This is a genomic window from Gottfriedia sp. NPDC056225, from assembly GCF_042267765.1.
Classification (GTDB): Bacteria; Bacillota; Bacilli; order Bacillales; family Bacillaceae_G; genus Gottfriedia.
In genome coordinates this window covers 26,989-50,927 of record NZ_JBHJTJ010000028.1, presented here as the reverse complement: position 1 = coordinate 50,927, position 23,939 = coordinate 26,989, and the positions used below count along the sequence as shown (strand labels likewise).

Below are 23,939 nucleotides of genomic sequence, written 5' to 3'. Positions count from 1 at the left end.
AAAAAGTCGACAGCCTTTATTTTGTTAATTAAATAAACAGGAATCGATTTAATAATCAAATACATCAATTATTCGGTCAGCTGTTTGGCGATTTCTACAAAGCTTGTATAGATTATTAAAAAACTCTTCAACGTCATTTGAAGTGCTAGGTATTTTTATTTCTACTTGAAGAGATCCGAATACTTGTTTGAAATAAGCTTTACGCTCGGCATTTTTTCCGTCACGCTTTAATGGGTTATATTTCCATACTAATGAAAATTTACCATCAATTTCTTTAAGCTCCCTTATTTCAGCAGCAGTAGTTGATTTATTTTCAACATATATTACTAAGTAATAATTCTCATTTCGATGCCAATCGATAAATAATAAATAGTAGCTTTCTTCTTCTATTTTTTTTAAATGAAAAGCTGAAATGATCGGTTTTCCATTTGCCCATTGTTGAAAATTTTGTAAAGTATTGAAAGTCGTTGGAATTTCCTCTATTTCAAATAACGAATAATTGAACTCCATCCAGTTTTTAATATGATTTGAAATGCCAATTGCAAATTCTTTCTTCATACATATACCTCTGTTTTTTAAGTTGGTTTGTACATTTATCATATCATCAAAATTAGAATTAAAAAATGCACTCTCTGTAATAATCTACCATCTATAAGATAAAGTTGAAATACTCATATTATTAATGATGATTTGTTTAAGGAGGATTTTAAATGGCAAGAGGGAAAAGCTTTAATCATAAGAAAAAAGGTCATGAGCCAACTAGTCCAAAAGGGTCATTAGTTGCTCCAGAAGACCGTAAACATGAAGATCGTGAAAAAGATTATATCGTAACAGAAGAAGCTTTTAAAAATCGAATTCAATAGCATAATTAAATGGGACTCAGATAATCAAATTGAGCCCCATTTTTAATTATTTAACCTTAATGAAATTTTAGTAAAGTAATTAGTTCATTTTTACTTACTGCCTCAAATAACAAAGGGATTGGTGGTCCGCTAGGTCTATTTAAAACTAGCTGGTAGATCATTGTGAAAAAATATTTTTGATTTGTTTTCATTATTTTTTTATCTTCATGGTAGCAAATTGAATATAATTCTTTCATTAAAGTCTCTGTGCTTTCATTTTGTAAAATTTGATCACATAAAACAGTTAACCAATTCTGTTGTTGTTTAGTTAAAGAATGATAATATTCCGTTGCTTGTTGTTGATTAACAATAATATGTTTTTGAGGATAATATTTTTTTATCCAATATTCAGCCAGTTGACTGATTTTATGAATTTTTTCAACTGGATAAGTTTCACCATTATTTTCAAAAATATTTTGTAATAAATCTACATTATAATTCACTAAAGGTAGAATGCTTGCAATGTGATTAAATTTAGGGAAATCGGTCTCAATCGCATCATTATGTGCAAATTCAATGGACTGAAGAATATCTAGGTCATGCAAAGTGCGATTCATAAAATTTGCTTTATATCTTTCAAATTCAGAATAGTTTTTAATAACATCTTCATCAAGACCTATATTGAATGATGCAGTTGGTTTGTATCTTGCAAACATAAATAGGATTATTTCAGGTAAATAAACTTTCAGCAATTCAGCTGGTGTAATCAGATTCCCAGTCGAACTTGACATTTTTTTATTTTGCCCTTTAATGCCAATAAATTCGTAAGGAGCATAGTGGGGGGCGTCAAAATTAAAAATTGTTTTCGCTATTTCTTTGGATACATTATAGCTACCCGTCTCAGACGAATGATCCCTACCACCGGGTTCAAAAACGACACCTTCTTTCATCCATCTCATTGCCCAATCTATTTTCCAGTTTAATTTAATATTCCGTGCATCATTTACATTTAAAAGATTTGAATAACCACAGCTACATGAATAATATAAAATTTTGTTTTTACTATTATATTCAGTAATCTTCGTGTCATCTTTCTCGCAATTTTCACAATAAAGTGTGATTGGATAAAATTCATTTCGTTCTTGTTCAGTTGGAACATTTGTTTTGAACCTAATTAAAATGTCATAGATTTCTTTTCTTGTTTCAAGTGCGTGAATAATTTCATTTTTATAACGCCCAGAACTGTATTCTTTACTTTGGTATATAAACTCAATCTCAATTCCAAAATCAGTCAAAGCATTTTCAAATTCTTTCTCAAAGTGTTCAGCAAATGAAGAGTGACACCCATACGGATCAGGAATACTTGAATACGATTGTCTAATATATTTACTAAAAGAGGGATCAATATTATTTGGGACTTTTCTGAATCGATCAAAGTCATCCCAAGAAAAGATAAATCTTGTTTTTTTACCTAAATTTTTTAATGCTTTAACGACAAAATAGGTTGTAATAATCTCACGAAAATTTCCTATGTGAACGGAACCAGATGGGCTAATGCCTGAAGCACAAACATAGGTTTCTTGATTTGGATATTTTTCAATTATTTCATTTGCGATTTTATATGCCCAATGCATGTTTTTTCACCTCAAAGTTTTTGTTTTATTTAGTTGAATCGTTTAAAAAAGAAAATAAAAAAACTCCCACCCCCAAGATTATTCATCTTGAGGACGAGAGTTTGTAAACTTCGTGGTACCACCTCAGTTTATTGATACGTTACCATATCAATCTTATCGGGTACGGCATAAAGCTTATACCCTATCTCTGTAACGGGAGATCCCGTCGTATTATCCCTAAAGTAATCTTTAGTTCCATACGAAGCTCCAAGTCTTTTTTTCATAAAGCATATTATTACTCCTTTTCAGCTACCGGAGTTCTCTGTAAATAATGTTAGCTTTACTACTTTTCTCTTCATGGCTTTTAATTGTCGAAATATTTATTGTTATTATATTAATTAAAACAATAATAATTGTCAATTAAAATTAAAATTGAATAAAATGATTTAAATGCAAATAAAATGGGAGGTGCCAATATGAACGACCCGGGTGAAGATTTGGTTTTGTTAGGTGGATACTTTTTAATATTTGGTACATTAACTTCTGCTGTTGGCGTTTCAAGTAAAAAAATTGTTAGTGAAGATTTCGGGAGAGATTTATTTGCAAAAGGAAATGCAATCGAATCATTTGGCAACTCATTGCAAGGAATTGGAAGAGAAAAATTATATAAAAAAGAAGGTAATGATGAAAGAGAGTTAGTCATGATGGTTGGTGCCTGGTCTCAGGCGGCAGGTAACATAACAAACACAATTGCAACGAATATAGAACGTGAAGGCTTGGAAGAAGAAGGACATAAGTTGAATCTTGTTGGTAGTATAATACAAACAATTGGTGCTCAACTTGAAACAACTGGTGCATTAGAGGAAGGTACTTTTCTATCAAATATCGAAGCTTATGGTAGTGAATTAATTGGATTAGGCGCGTTAATTGATGGAACAGGGAATGCTGCCTTATTAAATGATAAAGCTATATTAGGAGACCAACTTTTAATTGTAGGAAGCTGGGTTCAAGTCTTTGGAGCAATATTAATTGTTTATGCACTGACGAATAAAAAGAGGCAAAAAGAAGAAGAAAATCATTCAGAACATAGATACGGATATTATCCAAATAAAAAAATTGAATGGTATATATAAATTTTTTGTGAAGAATCTGAAAAAAAGAAGGTATATTATTTTTAATAGCTAATAACTAATTATTAAAAGTAAATTAAAACATTTTGTTTTTCTGTCATAACATTATATGAGAAAATAGAATAAATTAATTTTTGAAACCGAGGTAAGAATATATGAATGTAAAAATAATAACAGATAGTGCGGCTGATTTGCCTAAAGAAATAATTGAGGAATACAATATTGATGTGATTCCTCTAAGAGTTTATTCGGAAGATGAAAAAGAATTCTTTGATGGGGTAACATTAGATTCAAAAACTTTATTTAATGAAATGCGCAATGGAAAAGTATTTAAAACTTCACTTCCTTCATACGAGAATATATATAATACGTTTATTAAATATGCAAAAGAAAATACGTCGTGTATATACATCGCTTTTTCGTCTGAACTTTCAGGTACATATCAATCAACGGTAATGGTAAAAAATGAGCTGAAGGAAGAATTTCCTGACTTTGATTTAGAGATTTATGATACAAAAGGTGCTTCGATTGGACAAGGGTTAATTGCTGTTAATGCAGCAAAACTAGCAAGTAGCGGTGCAACGAAAGAAGAAGTTGTTTTGAATATAAAAAATAATATTCAACATATTGAGCATATTTTCACTGTCGATGACTTACAGTATTTAGTGCGTGGTGGTCGCTTAAGTAAAGTTGCAGGATTTGTTGGGAATTTATTAAATATTAAACCGATCTTACACGTTGAAGATGGGAAACTAATTCCACTTGAAAAAATTAGAGGTTCTAAAAAAGTGTTGAAAAGAATTCTTGAAATTATGGAATCAAGAGGAACAAATTTATCGGGTCAAATTATTGGTATATCTCATGGGGACGATTTAGATAAAGCCATCGAGGTAAAAAATGCAGTGGCCGAAGCGTTTGGAAGTAAGGAATTTGTCATTAATTCAATTGGATCAGCAATTGGCGCACATGCAGGTCCAGGTACATTGGCTATATTTTTTATGAATGAAAACAAACAATAAGATAAAATTAGAGCTAAATTTCATCAAAAAGGTGAAGATAGCTCTTTTTTTAATACTTCTAAAAAGCAATACCAGGATAATTTCTGATACATAATTTCTTTGAAAGAAGTAAATAGTATTTATGTAATCTTCAACTTTAATTTTATGAGGTGAAAGCAATGTCAATTTTAGATAACTGGGATCAATGGAAAGATTTTTTAGGTGATCGTTTAGAAGCAACAGGCGAAAAAGGTGTTGGAGAAGGCGCTATTAATGAAATGGCATATCGCTTAGGAAATTATTTAGCAAATGAAGTTGAGCCTAAAAATGCAGAAGAACAAATCTTAAAAGACCTTTGGAATGTTGCAGATGAACAAGAGCAACATACAATTGCAGGCTTAATGATGAAGTACGTTAAAAACAAATAACTAACATTAGTGTAATTAAAAAATAGCCTTGTGAATAAAATCATAAAGGCTATTTTTTTTCGATAGGAGTTTTATTCTGTTTACACAAAATCTACAAATATTAATGAAAATTAAACTTGAAATGGACTAAAACATCAAATATACTGTACTTATTGTGAATACTGTTTCTGAAGTAGAAACATTTACCATTTACAATTTGTTTAGTTTTTTGTATGATAAACTTTCTGTTCAAATTGCATGGTTATTATTTTTTTGATTATTGGACTACTAAATTTTTGAGCATTTTGAACAAGTTTTTCAAAATATATATAGAAGAAATGGGGATAAAATATGAATAATCAGCATGATACGGCTGAGAAGCCGTTTAGCGTAAAAACGATTATTGGTCCTATGATGGCAGTAATCGTAGGGATGATCATGGTTATTTTAGACAGTACCGTAGTAAACGTGGCATTACCAGGGATTACGGAATACTTTAAGTCTGACTTAACAAAAATGCAGTGGACGATTACCGGATATACTTTAGCATTATCAGCAGTAATTCCACTTGCAGGATGGATGTCTGATCGATTTGGTGCAAAGAGAATTTTCATTTTAACGATTCTATTTTTCACGATCGGTTCAGTACTTTGCTCAGTTGCACAATCACCAGAGCAGTTAATTTTATTCCGTGTCATTCAAGGAATAGGCGGAGGAATGGTTGCTCCAATCGGAATGGCAATCATCTTTAGATTAGCACCTCCAGAAAAAATCGGATCAATTATGGGAATGCTAGGAATTCCAATGTTACTTGCTCCTGCACTAGGTCCAGTTATTTCAGGATGGTTTGTAGAATATTCTACATGGCACTGGATTTTCTTAATTAATCTACCAATCGGTATTATTGCGATGATCATCGGATTTAAATTCTTACCGAATTTTGAAACGAAATCAGTACCATCACTTGATGGATTAGGGATTATTATTGCTCCAATCGCTTTTTCAATGTTAGCATACGGAGTTAGCCAAAGTGCAACTAGTTGGACTTCTAAAGGGACATTAACAGGCTTAATCGTTGGTGGAGTAGCACTATTACTTTTCATCGTAGTTGAGCTTCGTCAAAAACAACCGCTACTTGAATTACGTGTTTTTAAATCATCTGATTTTGTTAGAAGTATTTTAATCACATGGATTATGCAAATTGCGTTATTTGGTTCGTTCTTAATCGTTCCATTATTTTTACAAACAGTTAAGCAATATGGAGCGTTTGAAACAGGCTTAATCATGTTACCACAAGCTTTAGCATCCGCTTTAATGATGCCAATCGGTGGTAAGATGTATGATAAAGTTGGTGCAAGACCGATGGCACTAGTTGGTTTAACAATCATTACATCTGCACTTTTCATTTTCTCTAAGATTTCAGTTGATTCATCAAATACATTCATCATGTTAACTCTTGCAATGATGGGCGCTGGAATGGGCTTATCAATGATGCCAATTAATACACATGTATTACAATCAGCACCTAGACATTTAGTAAGTCGTGTTACGCCATTAACTGCTGCTGCACAGCAAGTTATGGTTTCATTTGCTGTAGCAGGTATGGCTGGATTCTTAACATCTAGCACAAAAGATTATATGGCAACAGCAAAGAATCCTTTAAATGCAATGATTTCAGCGTTTGGTGATACATTCTTACTTGCTGCAGGAATCGCATTAGCAGGTGCGTTATTAGCAATCATCTTACGTAAACCGAAATTGAAAGACTCTGATGCGTCACAAGCTGAACTTGACGAATCAAAATCTTCAATGATGGTAGGACATTAATAAATTAAAAACAGAAGCCTAGAAATAGTTTGGCTTCTGTTTTTTTATTGTGTTGAAAAATGAGTTTGTCAATTATTGTTCAACATGATGGAACATATTTTCATCATCATTGTCTTTTATACACTCATAAACGCTTTATGAGTATGCTAATAGTAGCTTTAGCCCATCAATACTTTGGAATGCAATATTAATATTCGCTGTATTTTAGACGCTGTTTAAAATAATTTAGTACTAATCGGACAAATTTTAATAGTTTCTACAATTTTAAAAGAAATGTTATAATACAAGTTGAATTGTAATAAAAATGTCCTTATTATGTAAAGGTTAGTTCTGTATAATAGAGGCTCATGAAGATCGATTTACTTTACAATGGAGCTGATTAAATGATTAAAAGTATTTGCAAAACAACTTTAGCGCTTTCAATTTTAACTGGAGGTTTATTCTATAGTAATATTACTCCAAATGCGATTAAGACAGTGGAAGCTGCTACAGTTAATGGTACAGTAACTGCAACTGTATTAAATGTTAGAAGTGGTCCGAGCACTAGCAATAAAATTGTTGGAACACTTAAAAAAGGTGCAAAAGTTTCAATTACAAGCACAAGTGGAACTTGGTATAAAATTACTAGCGGAAGCAAGACTGGATGGGTTTCAAGTAAATACATAAAAAAATCCGCTACAACAGTTTCAGCAGCGACTGTGAACAAAATGAAAACTTTAGGTACATCAAAACAATTAATCGTTGTTTCAGCTAGCAATGAAAGTACGAGAAATGCTTTAATAGAGACATTTGAAAAAAGTGGATCTACTTGGAAGAAGTTACATACATACACAGGTGTGATCGGTAAAAATGGCATGATTAGTAATAAACATGAAGGTGACTACGAAACACCGGAAGGAAAATATACAATAACGACAGCTTTTGGAAGAAATACAAATCCAGGAACTAAAATGACGTATCGAAAAATCACGTCCAATGATGTATGGGTCGATGATTCGAATAGTAAATTGTATAATACTTGGCAAGCAGCATCAGCTAATAATGGTAGATGGAAAACTGCAGAGAAGATGAACATTTCACAATATGATTATGGGTTTGTTATAAACTATAATCAAGCGAGAACGCCAGGAAAAGGAAGTGCAATATTTTTCCATATAGCAGGAACTTCAGGCTATACTGCAGGTTGCACAGCTACTTCAAAAACGAATGTAGTATCAATTTTAAAATGGTTAGATCCCGCAAAAAAACCGCTTATTATTCAAACGCCATTGAATAAATTAAGTCAATATTAATATTTTTAAACTAGCTAATATTTTAGACGTAAAGAGTGTAGAGAAAACTTAATAGTTCTCTACACTCTTTTTTATTTAGGCTCTGTTCTATTTAAATGTTAGTTTTATTGTTTTTAAATTATAAAAGTTAGACTTTAATTATTAAGACTGGAAAAATTCAATCCACTCTCCATCTGGTCCATAAAAGAAGATATATTTTGATCCACTTGGCAACGTTGTGATTGACTCGTCTACAAATGTTACATAAAGTTCCTTAACACGTGCGATCTCCGCTTCAATATTATCTACTGCAAATGCAAGGTGATGAACTTTCCCCTCTGCTGGTAAATCTGGGTTATAACCAGAAATTAATTCTACAATCGGTTCCTTTGAATCCTCAAATCCTAAGAACGCTAATTTAATCTTTGGATCGATATGGTCCTGTTTTTCTAAAAACACTAATCCCACAACTCTAGTATAAAATTCGATCGACGTATCTATATCTCTTACTTGTATCCCTACATGTTCGAGTTTTTTAACAGCCATAATGCTTACCTCCTATTAATATCAATTCTTCGAAATAGTATAACATACAATATAAAAAAATCAGTGTCAGGCACCATAAACATTGAAAGGAGATACCTTTTATGGATACTACTTTTTTCAATTATCATGTGACTTTACCGAATTTAGCACACAAAAAAGACGAGGCTGAAATAAGGGGATATGAATAAAATCCTATATAGTATTGGTATTAAAAAAATAGTGCCATAAGCCATAATTGCCTTCTTTAGTTTTGAAAGGAATAACAATTTAATTTTACCAACATAGTTGTAATTAGTAACTTTGGGGAATTTGCAATTTTAACGTAGAATTTCAGACAATTCTTTTTGCATTAAACAGCTATTTAAATGAAAATCAACAATCTGCTTAGTAAAGCTTATATTTAATCCATTATTTTGTGAAATACTTCAACTTGAAGATCGTGCTTTAAATTATGTTACATTAGTTTAAAATACAAAACACGAATTTGATCTAAAAAACAAGGAAAGTGTTGTGATATTGTCGAAGTATGCTAGTTAATTTATTTAGTCGTCAGAATTTCTCCTTAAATGAATAAATAGTGTGAAGAAAATTAAAAAAAACATAAACTTTAGGATGTGAGCGGTTTTGAGTAAGCGGAAGTGGACACATACTGAAATAGATGAGTATAGAAAGAAAAATGGAGCTTTCTTTTATTTTAACAAGGAAGATTCGAATTTTTTAATACCTAAAGCATTTGGAATAGGATGGACGGTTAACTGGGCGAATCCAATTTCTTGGATATTAATAATTGTAATCATTGGGATCATTTTTTTACGTAATCATTAAAATGAATACTTTTATCTGTTAATGGAAGTTTTGTTAGATTATTTTGTTGTCTTTTTTTTAGCATAGAACTTATTGTTTTAGTAAGTTGATTCAATGCACCATTAGAAATTTAAGTGAAAAAAATAATGTTTATTTTGAAATTTCTAAGTATAATAGTAAGACATTTAGTAATATGTGAATAGTTGAGGTGTAAAATGAGTAGAGCAAAATTTTTTGAGATTGAAACAAGTCGGTTAAGGCTTAGAAGGTTTAAAGATGAAGACTTAAACAACTTTTATAAATATCGTTCGAATCCGGATGTGGCTATTTATCAAGGGTGGGAGAAATATACAGTTGAGCAGGCGTCTGATTTTATAGAAAAACAAATAAGTGCTGCAATGAATATTCCAGATTCATGGGTTCAAGTAGCGATTGAAAATAAAAAATCTGGTGGATTAATAGGTGACATCGGAGTACATACATTAACTGAACCAAATCAAGTTGAAATTGGCTTTACTTTAGAGCCGGAGTTTCAAAATAAGGGCTATGCTACTGAAGCTTTAAAAGCACTTTTAGCTTATTTATTCAATGAATTAAATAAAGAGAAAATAATAGCAATAGCAATCGAACAAAATACTTCTTCAATAAAATTAATAAAGAAATTAGGTTTTAAACAGGTTGAAACAATTGAAAACTCTTATTTTAAAGGGAGATATGTAACTGATATCATATTTGAACTTTCAAAAAGTGAATGGAATGATTTAGGAGATGATTTATAATTGAATTTCTTTAAAGGAGCAATATATTTATCGTTAGCTGCTAGTATTTGGGGGATGACATATGTCGTCAGTAAAGTAGTATTAGATAGTATTTCTCCTTGGCTATTATTAGAAATAAGATTTTTACTAGCTTTAGTAACATTAGGAATCATTAGCTTTTTTCAAAAAAGCTGGAAAATAAGCAAGAAAGATCTATTTCCAATGGCAATTATAGCATTGGTAGGCTACACCGGTTCAATTGGACTACAATTTGTTGGAACTAAACTTTCTGGAGCGGCGATGGGCTCATTAATCACATCAGCTTCACCTGCATTAATATCTCTATTTGCATTTTTTATCTTAAAAGAAAAGATTAATAGTCGTAAAATCATTTCATTATTATTAGCTACTATTGGAGTTGTTGTTGTAATAGGTTTTCCAAAAGGTGATTCAAATATAGGAGCATATTTTGGAAATCTTATTTTAGTAGGTGCAGCAATAACTTGGGCATTATATACGGTTTTAAGTAAAGTTCAGACTCAAAAGTATTCTTCGTTAACGGTAACTACATGGGCAACTGTATTTGGAGTAATTTTCACTTTACCTATTTCAATAATAGAACAATCGAAACACATGACTGATTTACCTACTAATCTATGGATTTGGCTTGGGGTAATATTTTTAGGAACGATTTCTACAGCTGGAGCATTTTATCTATGGAATAAAGGGTTTGAATATATTGACACGTCTACTGGATCTCTCTTTTTCTTTTTACAGCCATTAATTGGTACAATTTTTGGCTACTTTTTATTAAATGAAGAAATTAAACGTTCTTTTTTCGTCGGAAGTATTATTATTCTTATTGCGGTTTATTTATCAATAAAAGAACCAAAACAGAAAACGACTTTTCAATATGACTCTAAAAAAGCATGAAACTCAAGAGTGAAATTTGTATGATACAAAATCCAAAGATTTGATGGCTGTGATGGTCGTAGAACATGTATTAGAAAGAGGCGATTTAAAGGTTTTAGTGAAAATAAATTCAGCGTCTTTATTTTACTAGTATCATAAGTTCAAATAATTTTGGCGATGCATATAAAAGGCATCGCTTTTTTGTAGAAATAAAAACCCTAGACTAGGTCTAGGGTTCCAAAGTAATAACGAAATATATTTTGTTAATTAGAACTTACTTGCTACATTAACAGCCGTTTCAAGTCCCGGCATTAAGACCTGTCTGGTATTTATTGAGCATAAAAAACATTCTTATTGTATGAATGTAGTCTGATGATCAAAACACGAAAGAATAGTAGGGGAACAAACTATTGCTCTAAGTAATGGACAAATTAGAATGTAAAAAACATACTAAGGTAAAATTTCCTGGATGAACATCAAGGAATGGGATAGAATACGAAGTCTATCAAGAGTCGTAATTTAAATTACTCAGAGTTTATGGTCAATTAATATATGAGCTTATCGTTTAACAGAGACATGGAAATAAAATGTGATAAAAATTATTTTTATAAGTAATGATTATGTGAATATGCCAAAAAGGCCCAGATTTTATTCTGAGCCTTTGTTCTAACTGAAGATTTAGAATTTACTCCTACTTACTAAATCGCAAATGGTTCTTTTGATGTAAGCAGATAACGTTCTAAAAATTCAGCTAATCCATCATTTTCATGATGTCCAGTTACAAAGTCAGCAACTGCTTTAATTTCTTCTCTAGCGTTCCCCATAGCCACACCGGTACCAACTTGACGAAGCATTTCAATATCATTTGGTCCGTCTCCGATCGCTACGACTTCAGTTGGATTAATTTGATATGCATGAAGTAAGTTTTTGATCGCGGACCATTTTGATACATTTGGAGCTACCATTTCAAAACCGTCGTTCCAATCGATGACTTCAGCTTCTTTTTTAAATAAAGAAGATAGTTCAGTATTTTGTACACCTGTTCGAACACTATATTTAAGAACATCATTATAATTAGCTTGTCTTAAATCACCAGTGTATCGTGGTGGAATTTTCCCAATTTTTGTCCAATAATCAATTTCTTCATTTATTTCCTTACAGTAAAGTCCATTAGCTGTATGGATAATAACATTACAAGGGTTTTCAGCAGTCAGATGATGGAATAATTCTTCGTCCACATTGACTGTATTTTTTTGAAGCATTCTTCCTGTCTCTCCATCATGAATGGCCGCACCGTTCAAACAGATCATCGGAGTTTTTAATCCAATTTCTTTATGATAAGGAGCGGTTACCTCATAGTGTCGACCAGTTGCTAGAAAAACCATGATTCCCTGATCAATGAGCTTATTAATAGCTTCCATATTTCGGCGAGAAATGTTGTTTGAGACTGTTAGTAGGGTCCCATCCATATCAATAAAAACTGCACGTACATTCATTTATTCTGCCCCCTCATTTGAAGTTAAACCAATCATATCATCTGAATATTAAAGCCTAGTAAACTTTGTGTATAGATTTATTGAAGTTTATTTTGTAGGTAAAAAAGAAGGAGATTCTATCAATAATCAATGAAACAGATCTCTATGGATTTTGTTCACTTTGGGAAAACGGATGATTAACAGCGAATAAAATGTAATTTACAAGGGACACTTAATTATTTGTTGAATTTATAGATAAAAAAAGGAATATAGGTGGATAAAGTAAATGAGTGATCGATTTAAAGAAATAATCAACTGGGTAGAGGATCTAAAAGTTCGAAATCAAAGTTCTGCTTCAGCTCTATTAATCATGAAAGATAATAAGATTGTACTAGAAAATTATAATGGCTTTCATTGTCATTCTCCTATTTCTATACCGGTAACCTGTAATTCAAAGTTCAATGTTGCCTCTGCCAGAAAAAGCTATTTAGGATTAGCAGTTGCATTTGCAATATATGAAGGTAAAATTAAAAGCCTTGATGATTATGCAATTGATTATTTTGATGAACTTGATAAAGGTTTACTTGGAAAAACAACTATAAGACATTTAGTTACACATTCCCATGGTTTGAATGAGGCAGATAACGGAAGCATTTATAGAGAATTTGAACCAGGCCAAGGATGGGCATATCGCGGTATTAACATATTAATGATGACAAATCTCATAAAAAATCTGTATAACAAAAACTTTCCAGAACTCCTAAAAGAAAGGGTCTTTATACCATTAGGATTAAAAGAAACTAGTTGGGAAACAAAAGAAATTGAACGTTTAGTTAAAGTAATAGATAATCCGGACAAAGAAGCATCATTTAAATTGGGATATTCGAGTGATGGTTCTGAGTCTAACTTACATGTCACTACAAGAGAATTTGCATATTGGGGTAATCTTCATTTGAATAAAGGGAATATCAATGGAAAACAGATCGTCCCGAAGGAAGTTATTGAAATAGCAACTCAAGTTCAAAATTATAACAATAAAAATATAGATTTACCACAGAATGGATTGTTTTGGTATGTGCAAGATTTTCCGAGAATATATAGTGAGATTGGTGATCGAGTACCACGAGGTTCATACCAAATATTAGGGATAACAGGTCCAACTATTCTCGTAATCCCTAAATATAATGTTGTTGTTGCTAAAATGTATAACAAAAGATATAACTATGGTGGGAATAATTATCTCCATTATTTAAGGGAATTCAGTAATCTGGTTGCAGATGCATTTATGGGATAGGCTGCATTCATCAAAAGCAGTCTAGCTAAATAATAATTGAAAATCTTTAAAAAAGGTGAAATTCACCCAAATGTGAGAAAATGACTCTATCTAATTTTGTAAATAATAATTTTATGAATTTGTTTTTTGTTATTTTGTACTCAACCCGTCAATTGTTTGAGAAGCTTTATAAGGGCAATGTTTACAAGATTTCCATCGCGACCATTAGAGATAGTTTAATTACCGCAATTATTGGGTAGTTACTCATTTCGTTATATAAAATCATTAAAAGGCACTTTGTAATAGATTATTTTAAGTTCCGTCCTTCAATTCCATACCTCGATATGATACCAAATGAATATAAAAATTGGTTTAGTGGCTTATTATTTTTTATTGGATGTTGTGCTTTCTCAATTATGTGTTGGAAACAATTTAAAAATCAAAAAAAGAATGAATCGCGTTTAAGAGAATAACGCTAGCGAACGCTACATAATTTAGGAGAATTGCAAATTTGGAAAAGGATGTCTAATTAGGCATCCTTATTTTTAACTTAAAAATGAACATTTAGGATTAAAAGAGGAATATTTTTCATGAATCTTCTATTATATAAATTGACAATTTGGACTCTGACTTTTAATATAAATCTTATGCGATACATCGTATAAGATGTATTTTTTGGGAAGTATTTAAAAGGAGGGATTAAATGGTAGAAAGAGCCGAATTTATTCGTGAATCCATAGATTTTTTACAACGATTTTTAATGAAAAGTCTACAGAAACATTCAGAAGAGCATGGTGTTACTATTCCGCAAGCAAGAGTGATTGGGGAAGTTTATGCTCATAAAACAATGAGTATAAAACAGCTTTCTAAAAATTTAAAAATGACACAAAGTACTGTTTCAGATATTGTTGAACGGTTAACGACAAAGGGACTATTATTAAAAACACCAAATCCAAACGATAAACGATTTGTTGAAATCTCCTTACCTGAGGGTATTGCAGATGAAATTAATGGCAGTATTTCAGAAATTGCAAACAAGTCAATAAATAGTGCATTAGGTCTTATGGAGACGAGTGATCAGGAAATTGTAGAACAGGGATTAAAATTATTAGTTACAGCTGTTACGAAAAAGATGGAAACAGATGGAATGGATAATTATGAATTCTTTGATGTATTGTATTTTCTTGATGAGGAAAAAGGAAAAAAAAATCTTTAAGCTATAAAGAGATTGGGCGGGGATTAAATGCGAAAAATAATAAAAGGTCGCTGGATCATTTTTTCGATCTGGTTAATTGCGACTGTAGTACTGACTGCAATTCAGCCTGACATTAATGCAATACTACGGAATAAGGGGCAAGAAGGGGCAAATAGTAATTCTCCTTCAGTTATGGCAGATAATATCCTAAAAAAAATGGATACAACAAAAGGCACGAATAACTTAATTGTTTTTTATGATAAAAACAAGATTTCCAATGATGAAATGGAAAAAATCGGCGATGCTGTTAAAGCAGTACGCGATAGTAGTAAAGAACTAAGAATATCGGAAATTATTGATCCATTTAGTATTCCGAATGCAAAAAGTTCATTAATTTCAAAAGACGGTAAAACGTTAATGGTGAGTTATAAACTCGATAAAAACGGAAGAGAAATTGATGATATTCAAAAACAACTTGATCAAAAGCTAAGTAATGTTCCTGTTAAATATTATCTTAGCGGTGAAGACTTTATTAATAATGATTATTTAAAAGCTTCACAATCAGGTGTAGAAAAAAGTGCTGCACTGACAGTTGTATTTATTTTAGTCGTATTAATTATTGCGTTTAGATCAATTGTTACACCGTTTGTATCATTAATAGCAGTTGCATTTTCTTATCTTTGCTCAATGGGGATTGCAGCTCAATTAATTGATAAAGCTGGATTTCCAATCACTAGTCTTACTCAAATGCTATTAATACTAATTCTTTTTGGTGTTGGTACGGATTATAATATCCTTCTTTTTAATCGTTTTAGAGAAGAACTTTCACTAGGTAATTCAGTTGATGATTCAATTGTAAACACATATAAAACAGCAGGTAAAACGATCGCATATAGTATTCTTACTGTTTTTATCGCGTTCCTTGCACTTGTTTTTGCTGAATCTCCAATTTATAAATCAGGGGTTGTCGTTGTAATTGGTGTATGTATATTATTACTAGAAATTTTGACATTAACTCCGTTTATTATGAAGGTTTTAGGAAAAAAACTTTTCTGGCCTTCTAAAAATGTTAGTGGACATAAAGAAAACAAGTTTTTTGGTAATTCTTCTGCATTTGCAATTAAGAAACCAATTATAACAATTGTTGTTATTTTATTGATTTTAACTCCTATGGTTTATTTTCATAAAGAAAAACTTAACTTCGATACAATTGGAGAACTTGGAAATAAATACCCTTCATCAAAAGGATTTAATATAGTAGCAGATCATTTTGGTAAAGGTCAGGCAATGCCTGCAACTGTTGTCATTGAGAATAACAAAGCACTTGATAACAATCAATCACTTGCAGTAATAGATAATGTTACTGAGAGGCTTAAAACTATAAAAGGAGTTAAGCAAGTTTCTTCCGTAACACAACCAGAAGGTAAGCAAATAGATAGTTTTTATGTTGATAGCCAAATGGGAAGTGTTACTGATGGAATTTCGAAAACACAAGATGGTGTGAACGAAATACATGATGGATTAAGCTTAGCTCAAGATAAACTTGGATCAGCAGATTTTTCAAAAGTTAATCAGATGGTAGATGGTACTACTGAACTACAAAATGGTGTAACAGCCTTAAGTAGCGGTATTAAACAAATACAAGCAGGGATCAATGATGGTTCAAGTAAATCACAAACGATCAGTAATGGTTTAGCGACAATTGATACGAATTTATTAAAAATGAGTAATGGTATTTCACTATTAGCTAGTAATTACGAAAAAATGCAGTCAGGTTATAAAGAAATGGGTTCTCATTATCAAGATGCAGCTCAAGCTCTACTTGGTATGAAAGGTGCACTTTCACAAATGCAATCAATGGTAACTGCATTAGGAACTAGTTACGCTAATTCAAATAGTGACAGTAATTATCAAGCATTGAAGCAAACACTTGATCAAACAATTGCAGCTTTAAATCAAATCACACCAGAAGGGATAAAAGCATTAAATACTAACTACAATGCTGTCACTTCAGGCTTTGCTACTGCAAACAAAAATCTTTCTAGTATGAGCACTGGTTTAGCTCAAATGTCTAATGGATTAAAAAGACTTGAAAGTGGCTTAGGTAATGCTTCATCAGGATTAGGGAAAATTGTAACAAATATGAATAAAGTATCAGATGGACTTGGTCAAATGAAATCTGGTCAGCAGCAACTTGTAGCTGGCATTAATGGTTTTAGTACTTTTGGACAAAAACTGTCTGATGTAAACGGTGGCTTACAGAAAATTTCTGATGGATTAGGGAAAACAAACGATTTCTTAACACAATTTAACTCAAATAAAACGTTCTTTATTCCAAAAGAAGCATTGACTGATAAGAACTTTAAGCAATCAATTGATATGTTTATGTCAAAAGATAGAACAATCACAAAGCTAACAGTCGTTTTAAAAGACGATCCATACTCTAAAAAAGCTTTGAATACAATTACGAAAATAGATGCAGCTGTTTCAACTGGACTAAAGGGCACAGAGCTTTCTCATGCTAAGTCAGGAGTTGCAGGACCAAGTGCAACTACAAACGATATGAACAATATTTTAAGTAGTGATCTAAATAAAACAACAACAATTGTAATTATTGGCGTATTACTTGTATTGTTCTTAGTAATAAAATCATTTTGGACACCAGTATTTATTACAGCATCACTTTTAGGTGCATACTATACTGCCATGTTTATGATTAATTATATTTTCATAAACTTACTAGGCTATGAAGGTATATCTTCATTTGTCCCATTCTTCTCGTTCATCATTATAGTTGCTTTAGGAGTAGACTACAGCATATTCTTAATGATGAGATTTAAAGAATATGGTGATATGCCTGCAAAAGAAGCGATCGTATTAGCGTCTAAACATACAGGTGGGGTAATTATATCAGCAGTAATCATACTTGGTGGTACATTTGCAACACTTATGCCTTCTGGGATTTTATTATTGTTTGAACTAGCTATAGCGGTAATAACAGGTCTAGTAGTACTTTGCTTTATTTTACTACCAATCTTCCTACCGGCTATGATCGCCTTACCAGAAGCTTTAGCTAATTTATTTTCAAGCAAAAAAAATGATAAAATAAGTTCAGAAAAACATGTAATCTAATAAAACTTTTAAGATTATATAGGAGAAAGCCGACTTACTAATTTTAGTAGTTCGGCTTTTTTGTTGCTAAATAAATGATTCATTACTGGTAAACGAAAAAGTTTCTGAACTGCATGATAAAATAATGAAAGTGGCTTAATTAATGATGAGGTCGGCTTAATAGGTGTAAAAGGTATAGAAAAAAAGTGGATGTAAAAACATCCACTTTTTGATTAATCTACTTGTATTTCATTATTAACATCAAGAGCTTCAACTAATTCTAGTTCCTCATGACGTTCCTTAAAGCGATTGAAAGTAAATTCATTTGCAAATAAGAATAAAGGACGTTCGAAACGGTCATATACTAGCATGTTACGCATATCTTGGTATTTTTTTAGACCTTTTACATCATCAGTTTTAACCCAACGAGCAATATTATAGTCTACATGGTCTTTACGGATATCAGAACCATATTCATTTTTTAAACGATACTCGAAAACTTCAAATTGAAGCTGTCCAACTGCACCTAAAATAACTTCATTAAATTCATTTTTATAAACTTGAATCGCACCTTCTTGAGCTAATTGCTCAACGCCTTTATGGAAGTGCTTAGATTTTAATGAGTTAACTGGGCTAACACGTAAGAAAAGCTCAGGTGGGAAAGTTGGTAATGGTTCAAAGAATAATTTTTGTTTACCGGATGTAATTGTATCTCCAATTTGGTAAGTACCAGAATCATAAATACCAATTACATCACCAGCATATGCACGGTCGATTGTGTCTCGATCATTTGCCATTAATTGTGTTGACTGGCTTAATTTAATTTGTTTTCCAGTACGAGAAAGCATTACGTTCATACCTCGTTCAAATACACCTGAACAAATTCGTAAAAATGCAATACGGTCACGATGCGCTGGATTCATATTAGCTTGAATCTTGAAAATAAATCCACTAAATACTTCATCCGTCGGATTTACTTCACCGTTTACCGTTTTACGTGGTCCTGGAGATGGTGACATATCTAAGAAGTGATTTAAAAATGGTGTAACTCCAAAATCAACTAATGCTGTTCCAAAGAACACAGGAGTCAATTCGCCAGATTGAACCAAATCTAAATTAAATTCATTACCAGCACCTTCTAATAGATCAACTTCATCACGTAAATTTTCTAAATTAGATTGCTCTAAACGAGCTTCTAATTCTGGACCGTGAACGCCTTCTGAACCTAGTTTAATGACTTCGTCTTTACGGAAAAGATGAACTTCGTTTTCTAGACGATCATATACTCCTTCAAATTGCATACCACTACCAATTGGCCAAGTCACTGCTACAGAAGGCATACCTAGAACTTCTTCTAATTCTTCCATTAATTCTAAAGGATCTTTAGCTTGGCGATCTAATTTATTCATAAAAGTAAAAATAGGAATACCACGCATACGACAAACTTGGAAAAGCTTTTTAGTCTGTGCTTCAATACCTTTTGCAGCGTCAATTACCATTACCGCAGAGTCAACAGAAGTTAGTACACGATATGTATCTTCACCAAAATCATTATGACCAGGAGTATCCATAATTGATACCATTTTTTCATCATATTCAAATTGCATAACTGAAGATGTTACAGAAATTCCACGTTGCTTTTCGATTTCCATCCAGTCAGACTTTGCATATTTTGAATTCTTTTGAGCTTTTACAGTTCCAGCTTCACGAATTGCTCCACCGTGAAGTAGTAATTTTTCAGTTAAAGTTGTTTTACCTGCATCCGGGTGAGAAATAATTCCGAAAATACGGCGCTTAGCAACTTCATTCATTAATTCTTTATTTGCCATCTATTATAAAGTCCTTTCTAAATCAAAGATCATAATAAAATTTTTACATCCTATCTATTATACTAGAATTCACCGTTTGATGAAACAATTTGTATGTAAGTTATAGTCAAAGTATATCCAATTATAAAATTAGAATTTTATTTTTTAGTATAAATTACGTCATTTTTTATTAATGTATGAATTTTTTTACGGTAAAACTTTGTATTAGATTCATCAAGAATTAACTAATAGGAGAAACCAGTTCTAAATGGACGAAATGATCTAAGGTTATTGATGAGTTGATATGATGAATAAATATAAAAAAGGAAACTATCACTTATTTTAAAGTGGTAGATTCTTTTTATTATGACAAATGTACAAGCAGGTTAATGTCTTTCTGATTAATATATGTAGATTATGTTTTATTTAAAAAAGAGTGAGGAGTTAAATAAATATGTCATCATGTAATTGTTCAACAATAACTTTAAGCTGCTGTCCAGAAAAGATTTTTGTACAAGATCAAGTATGTACTCCATGGCAAGCAGTTGGAGACGCTACGGCCGTTACCATTCCTTTATTTCAAAATAATATTAATCAAAATATTATTGGAACTGGGTTTGTTAAGTATGAGGTTGGCTCTGCTACTTTACCAATACAAATTGTGTCTTTAAACACTGCAGGGGGTACGATTAATACTGAAACTGTAACTTTAGGTTCAAGCCTAGCGTTTACAATAAGAAGATTCGATGTAATACAAGCCATTATACCTATAGGAGCAGACATACTGTTTCAAGGTGAATTTTGTATAACGACGCGTTATTCAGTTTAAATAAAGAAAACGAGGGGATAAGCAAATGTGCAACGGTTTAAGTTGTTGTTCAACTAAAAATATATTTCAAGATAAAGTATGTACTACTTGGCAAGTTAATACACCAGGGATTATTACGATTTATACTAATAACATAGCTCCAATCATATCAGCAACTGGATATGTTAAAAATGATACTGGAACAGACAATATCGTTGTGAATTTTTTAAGAGGAGGAACAGTAATTGACACTCTAAATGTTCCTCCGCAAAGCAGTGTCGGATTTTCAGAAAAATTATTTGATGAAATTCAAGTCGATACTACTGGGTTAACTGGCTCTGTAGAAGGAGAGTTTTGTATTACTGTTAGATATTCAATGTAATATTTCATTTTATCTAAATAGTATTATTCACGATTATTTGAATGAACGATACTATGTAATGAAATGAGGAAAAAACATGTTTTTTAATGTGAATAATAAATTAGAGAGTGGAATTTTATATTCTTATGTAAATGGAATAAATTCAAATTCGAATAGATGTAGTTGTTGTAATAGTTTATCTTGTAATGGGATTAAAAAAACTGGTCCGACCGGCCCGACGGGAATAACGGGCTCGACAGGGGTAACAGGTGCAACTGGAGAAACAGGAGCAACCGGAATAACTGGCCCAACAGGAGTAACGGGCTTTACGGGAATAACAGGTGCAACTGGAGAAACAGGCCCGACCGGAATAACTGGCTCGACAGGAGTAACTGGTCCGACCGGAAAAACAGGTGCAACTGGAGAAACAGGAGCAACCGGAGTAATGGGCCCGACCGGAATAACCGGTTCGACAGGGGTAACAGGTCCAACCGGAACAACTGGCCCAACAGGAGTAACGGGCTCGACCGGAAAAACAGGTGCTACTGGAGAAACTGGTTCAACAGGAGTAACGGGCTCGACAGGGGTAACTGGTCCAACCGGAGAAACAGGCGCAACCGGAACAACTGGCCCAACAGGAGTAACGGGCTCGACAGGAATAGCAGGTGCAACAGGAGAAACCGGTCCTACAGGAGCAACGGGAATAACAGGACCAACAGGAGAAACCGGTCCTACAGGAGTAACGGGAATAACAGGAGAAACCGGCTCGACCGGAATAACAGGCTCAACAGGAGTAACTGGGCCGACCGGACTAGCAGGCTCGACAGGGATAACAGGAGCAACCGGCCCGTCGGGAATAACGGGCTCGACTGGAATAACGGGCTCGACAGGAGTAACAGGCTCGACGGGAATAACGGGCTCGACCGGGATAACAGGTCCAACTGGAATAACAGGACCAACAGGAGAAACCGGATCAACGGGAATAACAGGTGCAACCGGAATAACGGGCCCAACAGGAGTAACAGGCTCGACAGGAGAAACTGGCCCGACCGGAATAACGGGTTCGACGGGAATAACGGGCTCGACCGGGATAACAGGAGCAACCGGATCAACTGGAACAACCGGCCCGACAGGAATAACAGGCTCTACCGGAATAACAGGAGCAACCGGAGAAACAGGCTCGACAGGAATAACAGGCTCAACCGGATCAACTGGAGCAACCGGCCCGACCGGACTAACAGGCTCGACAGGAATAACAGGTACAACAGGAGCAACCGGCCCGACGGGAATAACGGGCTCGACAGGAATAACAGGATCAACCGGTCCTACTGGTGCAACAGGCTCGACGGGAATAACGGGCTCGACGGGAATAACGGGCTCGACAGGAGTAACAGGCCCGACCGGAATAACAGGTGCAACAGGAGAAACCGGATCAACAGGAACAACCGGCCCAACGGGAATAACGGGCTCGACGGGAATAACAGGTGCAACCGGAATAACAGGTGCAACAGGAGCAACCGGCCCGACGGGAATAACGGGCTCGACCGGAATAACAGGTGCAACAGGAGAAACCGGACCTACAGGAGCAACAGGCTCGACGGGAATAACGGGCTCGACAGGAGTAACAGGTGCAACAGGAGAAACCGGATCAACTGGAACAACAGGCCCGACGGGAATAACAGGCTCGACAGGAATAACAGGCCCGACCGGAATAACAGGTGCAACAGGAGAAACCGGCCCGACGGGAATAACGGGCTCGACCGGAATAACAGGTGCAACAGGAGAAACCGGACCTACAGGAGCAACAGGCTCGACGGGAATAACGGGCTCGACAGGAGTAACAGGCCCGACCGGAATAACAGGTGCAACAGGAGAAACCGGATCAACAGGAGCAACAGGCTCGACGGGAATAACGGGCTCGACAGGAGTAACAGGCCCGACCGGAATAACAGGTGCAACAGGAGAAACCGGATCAACTGGAGCAACCGGCCCAACGGGAATAACGGGCTCGACGGGAATAACAGGAGAAACCGGAATAACGGGCTCAACTGGAACAACCGGCCCGACCGGAATAACGGGCTCGACAGGGATAACAGGAGCAACCGGGATAATAGGAGCAACCGGAATAACAGGTGCAACAGGAGAAACCGGAGCAACCGGAATAACAGGCTCGACAGGAGTAACGGGCCCGACCGGAATAACAGGCTCGACAGGAGTAACGGGCCCGACGGGAATAACGGGCTCGACAGGAATAACAGGAGAAACCGGATCAACTGGAGAAACCGGCCCGACGGGAATAACAGGCTCGACGGGAATAACAGGAGCAACCGGAATAACGGGCTCAACTGGAACAACCGGCTCGACTGGAGCAACGGGTTCGACGGGAATAACCGGCCCGACGGGAATAACGGGTTCGACGGGAATAACCGGCCCGACGGGAATAACGGGTTCGACGGGAATAACAGGAGCAACAGGAGAAACCGGCCCGACGGGAATAACGGGCTCGACGGGAATAACAGGAGCAACCGGAATAACGGGCTCAACTGGAACAACGGGCCCGACGGGAATAACGGGCTCGACTGGAGCAACGGGTTCGACGGGAATAACCGGCCCGACGGGAATAACAGGAGTAACGGGCTCAACTGGAACAACGGGCCCGACCGGAATAACCGGCTCGACCGGAGTAACGGGCTCGACTGGAGCAACGGGTTCGACGGGAATAACGGGCTCGACAGGAGTAACAGGAGCAACAGGGATAACGGGTTCAACCGGGTCAACGGGCCCGACAGGAGTAACAGGC

Annotated in this window: 20 protein-coding genes and 1 other annotated feature; of the genes, 15 read left to right on the top strand and 5 right to left on the bottom strand. The window is 34.4% G+C overall.

Going from position 1 to position 23,939, the window contains the following annotated elements; all coding sequences use genetic code 11:
* Window positions 1-48: 48 nt before the first annotated feature.
* Window positions 49-558 (bottom strand): hypothetical protein, encoded by a 510-nt coding sequence (locus ACFCYN_RS17135; RefSeq protein ID WP_375950569.1) that lies wholly within the window; start codon window positions 556-558, stop codon window positions 49-51.
* A 152-nt stretch (window positions 559-710) separates the two neighbouring features.
* Here ACFCYN_RS17135 and ACFCYN_RS17130 point away from each other — a divergent pair, with 152 nt between their 5' ends.
* Window positions 711-863: a hypothetical protein gene (locus tag ACFCYN_RS17130; RefSeq protein WP_375950567.1), complete on the top strand. Its 153-nt coding sequence runs from the start codon at window positions 711-713 to the stop codon at window positions 861-863.
* Between the two features lie 56 nt (window positions 864-919).
* Here the strand turns inward: ACFCYN_RS17130 and lysS are convergent, their stop codons facing one another.
* Window positions 920-2,476 carry a lysine--tRNA ligase gene (gene lysS / locus ACFCYN_RS17125; RefSeq protein WP_172444376.1) on the bottom strand — a complete coding sequence of 519 codons (1,557 nt, stop codon included), beginning with the start codon at window positions 2,474-2,476 and terminating at the stop codon, window positions 920-922.
* 86 nt (window positions 2,477-2,562) lie between these two features.
* Window positions 2,563-2,823, bottom strand: a binding site (T-box leader).
* A 108-nt stretch (window positions 2,824-2,931) separates the two neighbouring features.
* Here lysS and ACFCYN_RS17120 point away from each other — a divergent pair.
* The 5 genes from ACFCYN_RS17120 to ACFCYN_RS17100 all read left to right on the top strand — a co-directional run bounded on the left by ACFCYN_RS17120 (window position 2,932) and on the right by ACFCYN_RS17100 (window position 8,109).
* A complete protein-coding gene (locus ACFCYN_RS17120; RefSeq protein WP_375950565.1) occupies window positions 2,932-3,588 on the top strand; it encodes a DUF6944 family repetitive protein in 657 nt (218 codons plus the stop codon).
* Window positions 3,589-3,740: 152 nt separating this feature from the next.
* Window positions 3,741-4,604, top strand: a complete 864-nt coding sequence (locus tag ACFCYN_RS17115; protein WP_375950563.1) for a DegV family protein — start codon at window positions 3,741-3,743, stop codon at window positions 4,602-4,604.
* Between the two features lie 158 nt (window positions 4,605-4,762).
* Window positions 4,763-5,011: a DUF3243 domain-containing protein gene (locus ACFCYN_RS17110; RefSeq protein WP_172444379.1), complete on the top strand. Its 249-nt coding sequence runs from the start codon at window positions 4,763-4,765 to the stop codon at window positions 5,009-5,011.
* A gap of 330 nt (window positions 5,012-5,341) precedes the next feature.
* A complete protein-coding gene (locus ACFCYN_RS17105) occupies window positions 5,342-6,817 on the top strand; it encodes a DHA2 family efflux MFS transporter permease subunit (RefSeq protein WP_172444380.1) in 1,476 nt (491 codons plus the stop codon).
* Window positions 6,818-7,200: 383 nt separating this feature from the next.
* Window positions 7,201-8,109 (top strand): SH3 domain-containing protein, encoded by a 909-nt coding sequence (locus ACFCYN_RS17100; RefSeq protein ID WP_375950560.1) that lies wholly within the window; start codon window positions 7,201-7,203, stop codon window positions 8,107-8,109.
* A 141-nt stretch (window positions 8,110-8,250) separates the two neighbouring features.
* Here ACFCYN_RS17100 and ACFCYN_RS17095 read toward each other — a convergent pair whose 3' ends face one another.
* Entirely contained in the window at window positions 8,251-8,634 is a 384-nt protein-coding gene (locus ACFCYN_RS17095) for a VOC family protein (protein ID WP_375950558.1), read from the bottom strand.
* A 624-nt stretch (window positions 8,635-9,258) separates the two neighbouring features.
* On the opposite strand from ACFCYN_RS17095, the gene ACFCYN_RS17090 reads away from it, so the two are divergent.
* The 3 genes from ACFCYN_RS17090 (at window position 9,259) to ACFCYN_RS17080 (ending at window position 11,129) form a co-directional block, all read left to right on the top strand.
* Window positions 9,259-9,459 (top strand): DUF5808 domain-containing protein, encoded by a 201-nt coding sequence (locus ACFCYN_RS17090; RefSeq protein ID WP_375950556.1) that lies wholly within the window; start codon window positions 9,259-9,261, stop codon window positions 9,457-9,459.
* A 194-nt stretch (window positions 9,460-9,653) separates the two neighbouring features.
* The gene (locus tag ACFCYN_RS17085) at window positions 9,654-10,217 is read left to right on the top strand and encodes a GNAT family N-acetyltransferase (RefSeq protein ID WP_375950554.1); all 564 of its coding nucleotides are present in this window, start codon (window positions 9,654-9,656) and stop codon (window positions 10,215-10,217) included.
* The gene (locus ACFCYN_RS17080) at window positions 10,218-11,129 is read left to right on the top strand and encodes a DMT family transporter (protein ID WP_375950552.1); all 912 of its coding nucleotides are present in this window, start codon (window positions 10,218-10,220) and stop codon (window positions 11,127-11,129) included.
* 677 nt (window positions 11,130-11,806) lie between these two features.
* On the opposite strand, the gene ACFCYN_RS17075 is transcribed toward ACFCYN_RS17080, so the two are convergent.
* Window positions 11,807-12,604 carry an HAD family hydrolase gene (locus tag ACFCYN_RS17075; protein WP_375950550.1) on the bottom strand — a complete coding sequence of 266 codons (798 nt, stop codon included), beginning with the start codon at window positions 12,602-12,604 and terminating at the stop codon, window positions 11,807-11,809.
* 265 nt (window positions 12,605-12,869) lie between these two features.
* On the opposite strand from ACFCYN_RS17075, the gene ACFCYN_RS17070 reads away from it, so the two are divergent.
* From ACFCYN_RS17070 to ACFCYN_RS17060, 3 genes are all read left to right on the top strand, one after another.
* Window positions 12,870-13,877 carry a serine hydrolase domain-containing protein gene (locus ACFCYN_RS17070; protein WP_375950548.1) on the top strand — a complete coding sequence of 336 codons (1,008 nt, stop codon included), beginning with the start codon at window positions 12,870-12,872 and terminating at the stop codon, window positions 13,875-13,877.
* A 682-nt stretch (window positions 13,878-14,559) separates the two neighbouring features.
* A complete protein-coding gene (locus ACFCYN_RS17065; RefSeq protein ID WP_172444387.1) occupies window positions 14,560-15,072 on the top strand; it encodes a MarR family winged helix-turn-helix transcriptional regulator in 513 nt (170 codons plus the stop codon).
* A 27-nt stretch (window positions 15,073-15,099) separates the two neighbouring features.
* The gene (locus tag ACFCYN_RS17060) at window positions 15,100-18,183 is read left to right on the top strand and encodes an MMPL family transporter (RefSeq protein WP_375950546.1); all 3,084 of its coding nucleotides are present in this window, start codon (window positions 15,100-15,102) and stop codon (window positions 18,181-18,183) included.
* Between the two features lie 212 nt (window positions 18,184-18,395).
* Here ACFCYN_RS17060 and ACFCYN_RS17055 read toward each other — a convergent pair whose 3' ends face one another.
* Window positions 18,396-19,991 (bottom strand): peptide chain release factor 3, encoded by a 1,596-nt coding sequence (locus ACFCYN_RS17055; RefSeq protein WP_375950544.1) that lies wholly within the window; start codon window positions 19,989-19,991, stop codon window positions 18,396-18,398.
* Between the two features lie 433 nt (window positions 19,992-20,424).
* Here ACFCYN_RS17055 and ACFCYN_RS17050 point away from each other — a divergent pair, with 433 nt between their 5' ends.
* From ACFCYN_RS17050 to ACFCYN_RS17040, 3 genes are all read left to right on the top strand, one after another.
* Window positions 20,425-20,799, top strand: a complete 375-nt coding sequence (locus ACFCYN_RS17050) for a DUF3992 domain-containing protein (RefSeq protein ID WP_375950542.1) — start codon at window positions 20,425-20,427, stop codon at window positions 20,797-20,799.
* A 25-nt stretch (window positions 20,800-20,824) separates the two neighbouring features.
* Complete coding sequence (locus ACFCYN_RS17045) at window positions 20,825-21,160, top strand: DUF3992 domain-containing protein (protein WP_172444416.1); 336 nt, start codon at window positions 20,825-20,827, stop codon at window positions 21,158-21,160.
* Window positions 21,161-21,584: 424 nt separating this feature from the next.
* Window positions 21,585-23,939, top strand: a 2,355-nt coding sequence (locus tag ACFCYN_RS17040) for a beta strand repeat-containing protein (protein ID WP_375950594.1), incomplete at its 3' end; no start/stop codon positions are given.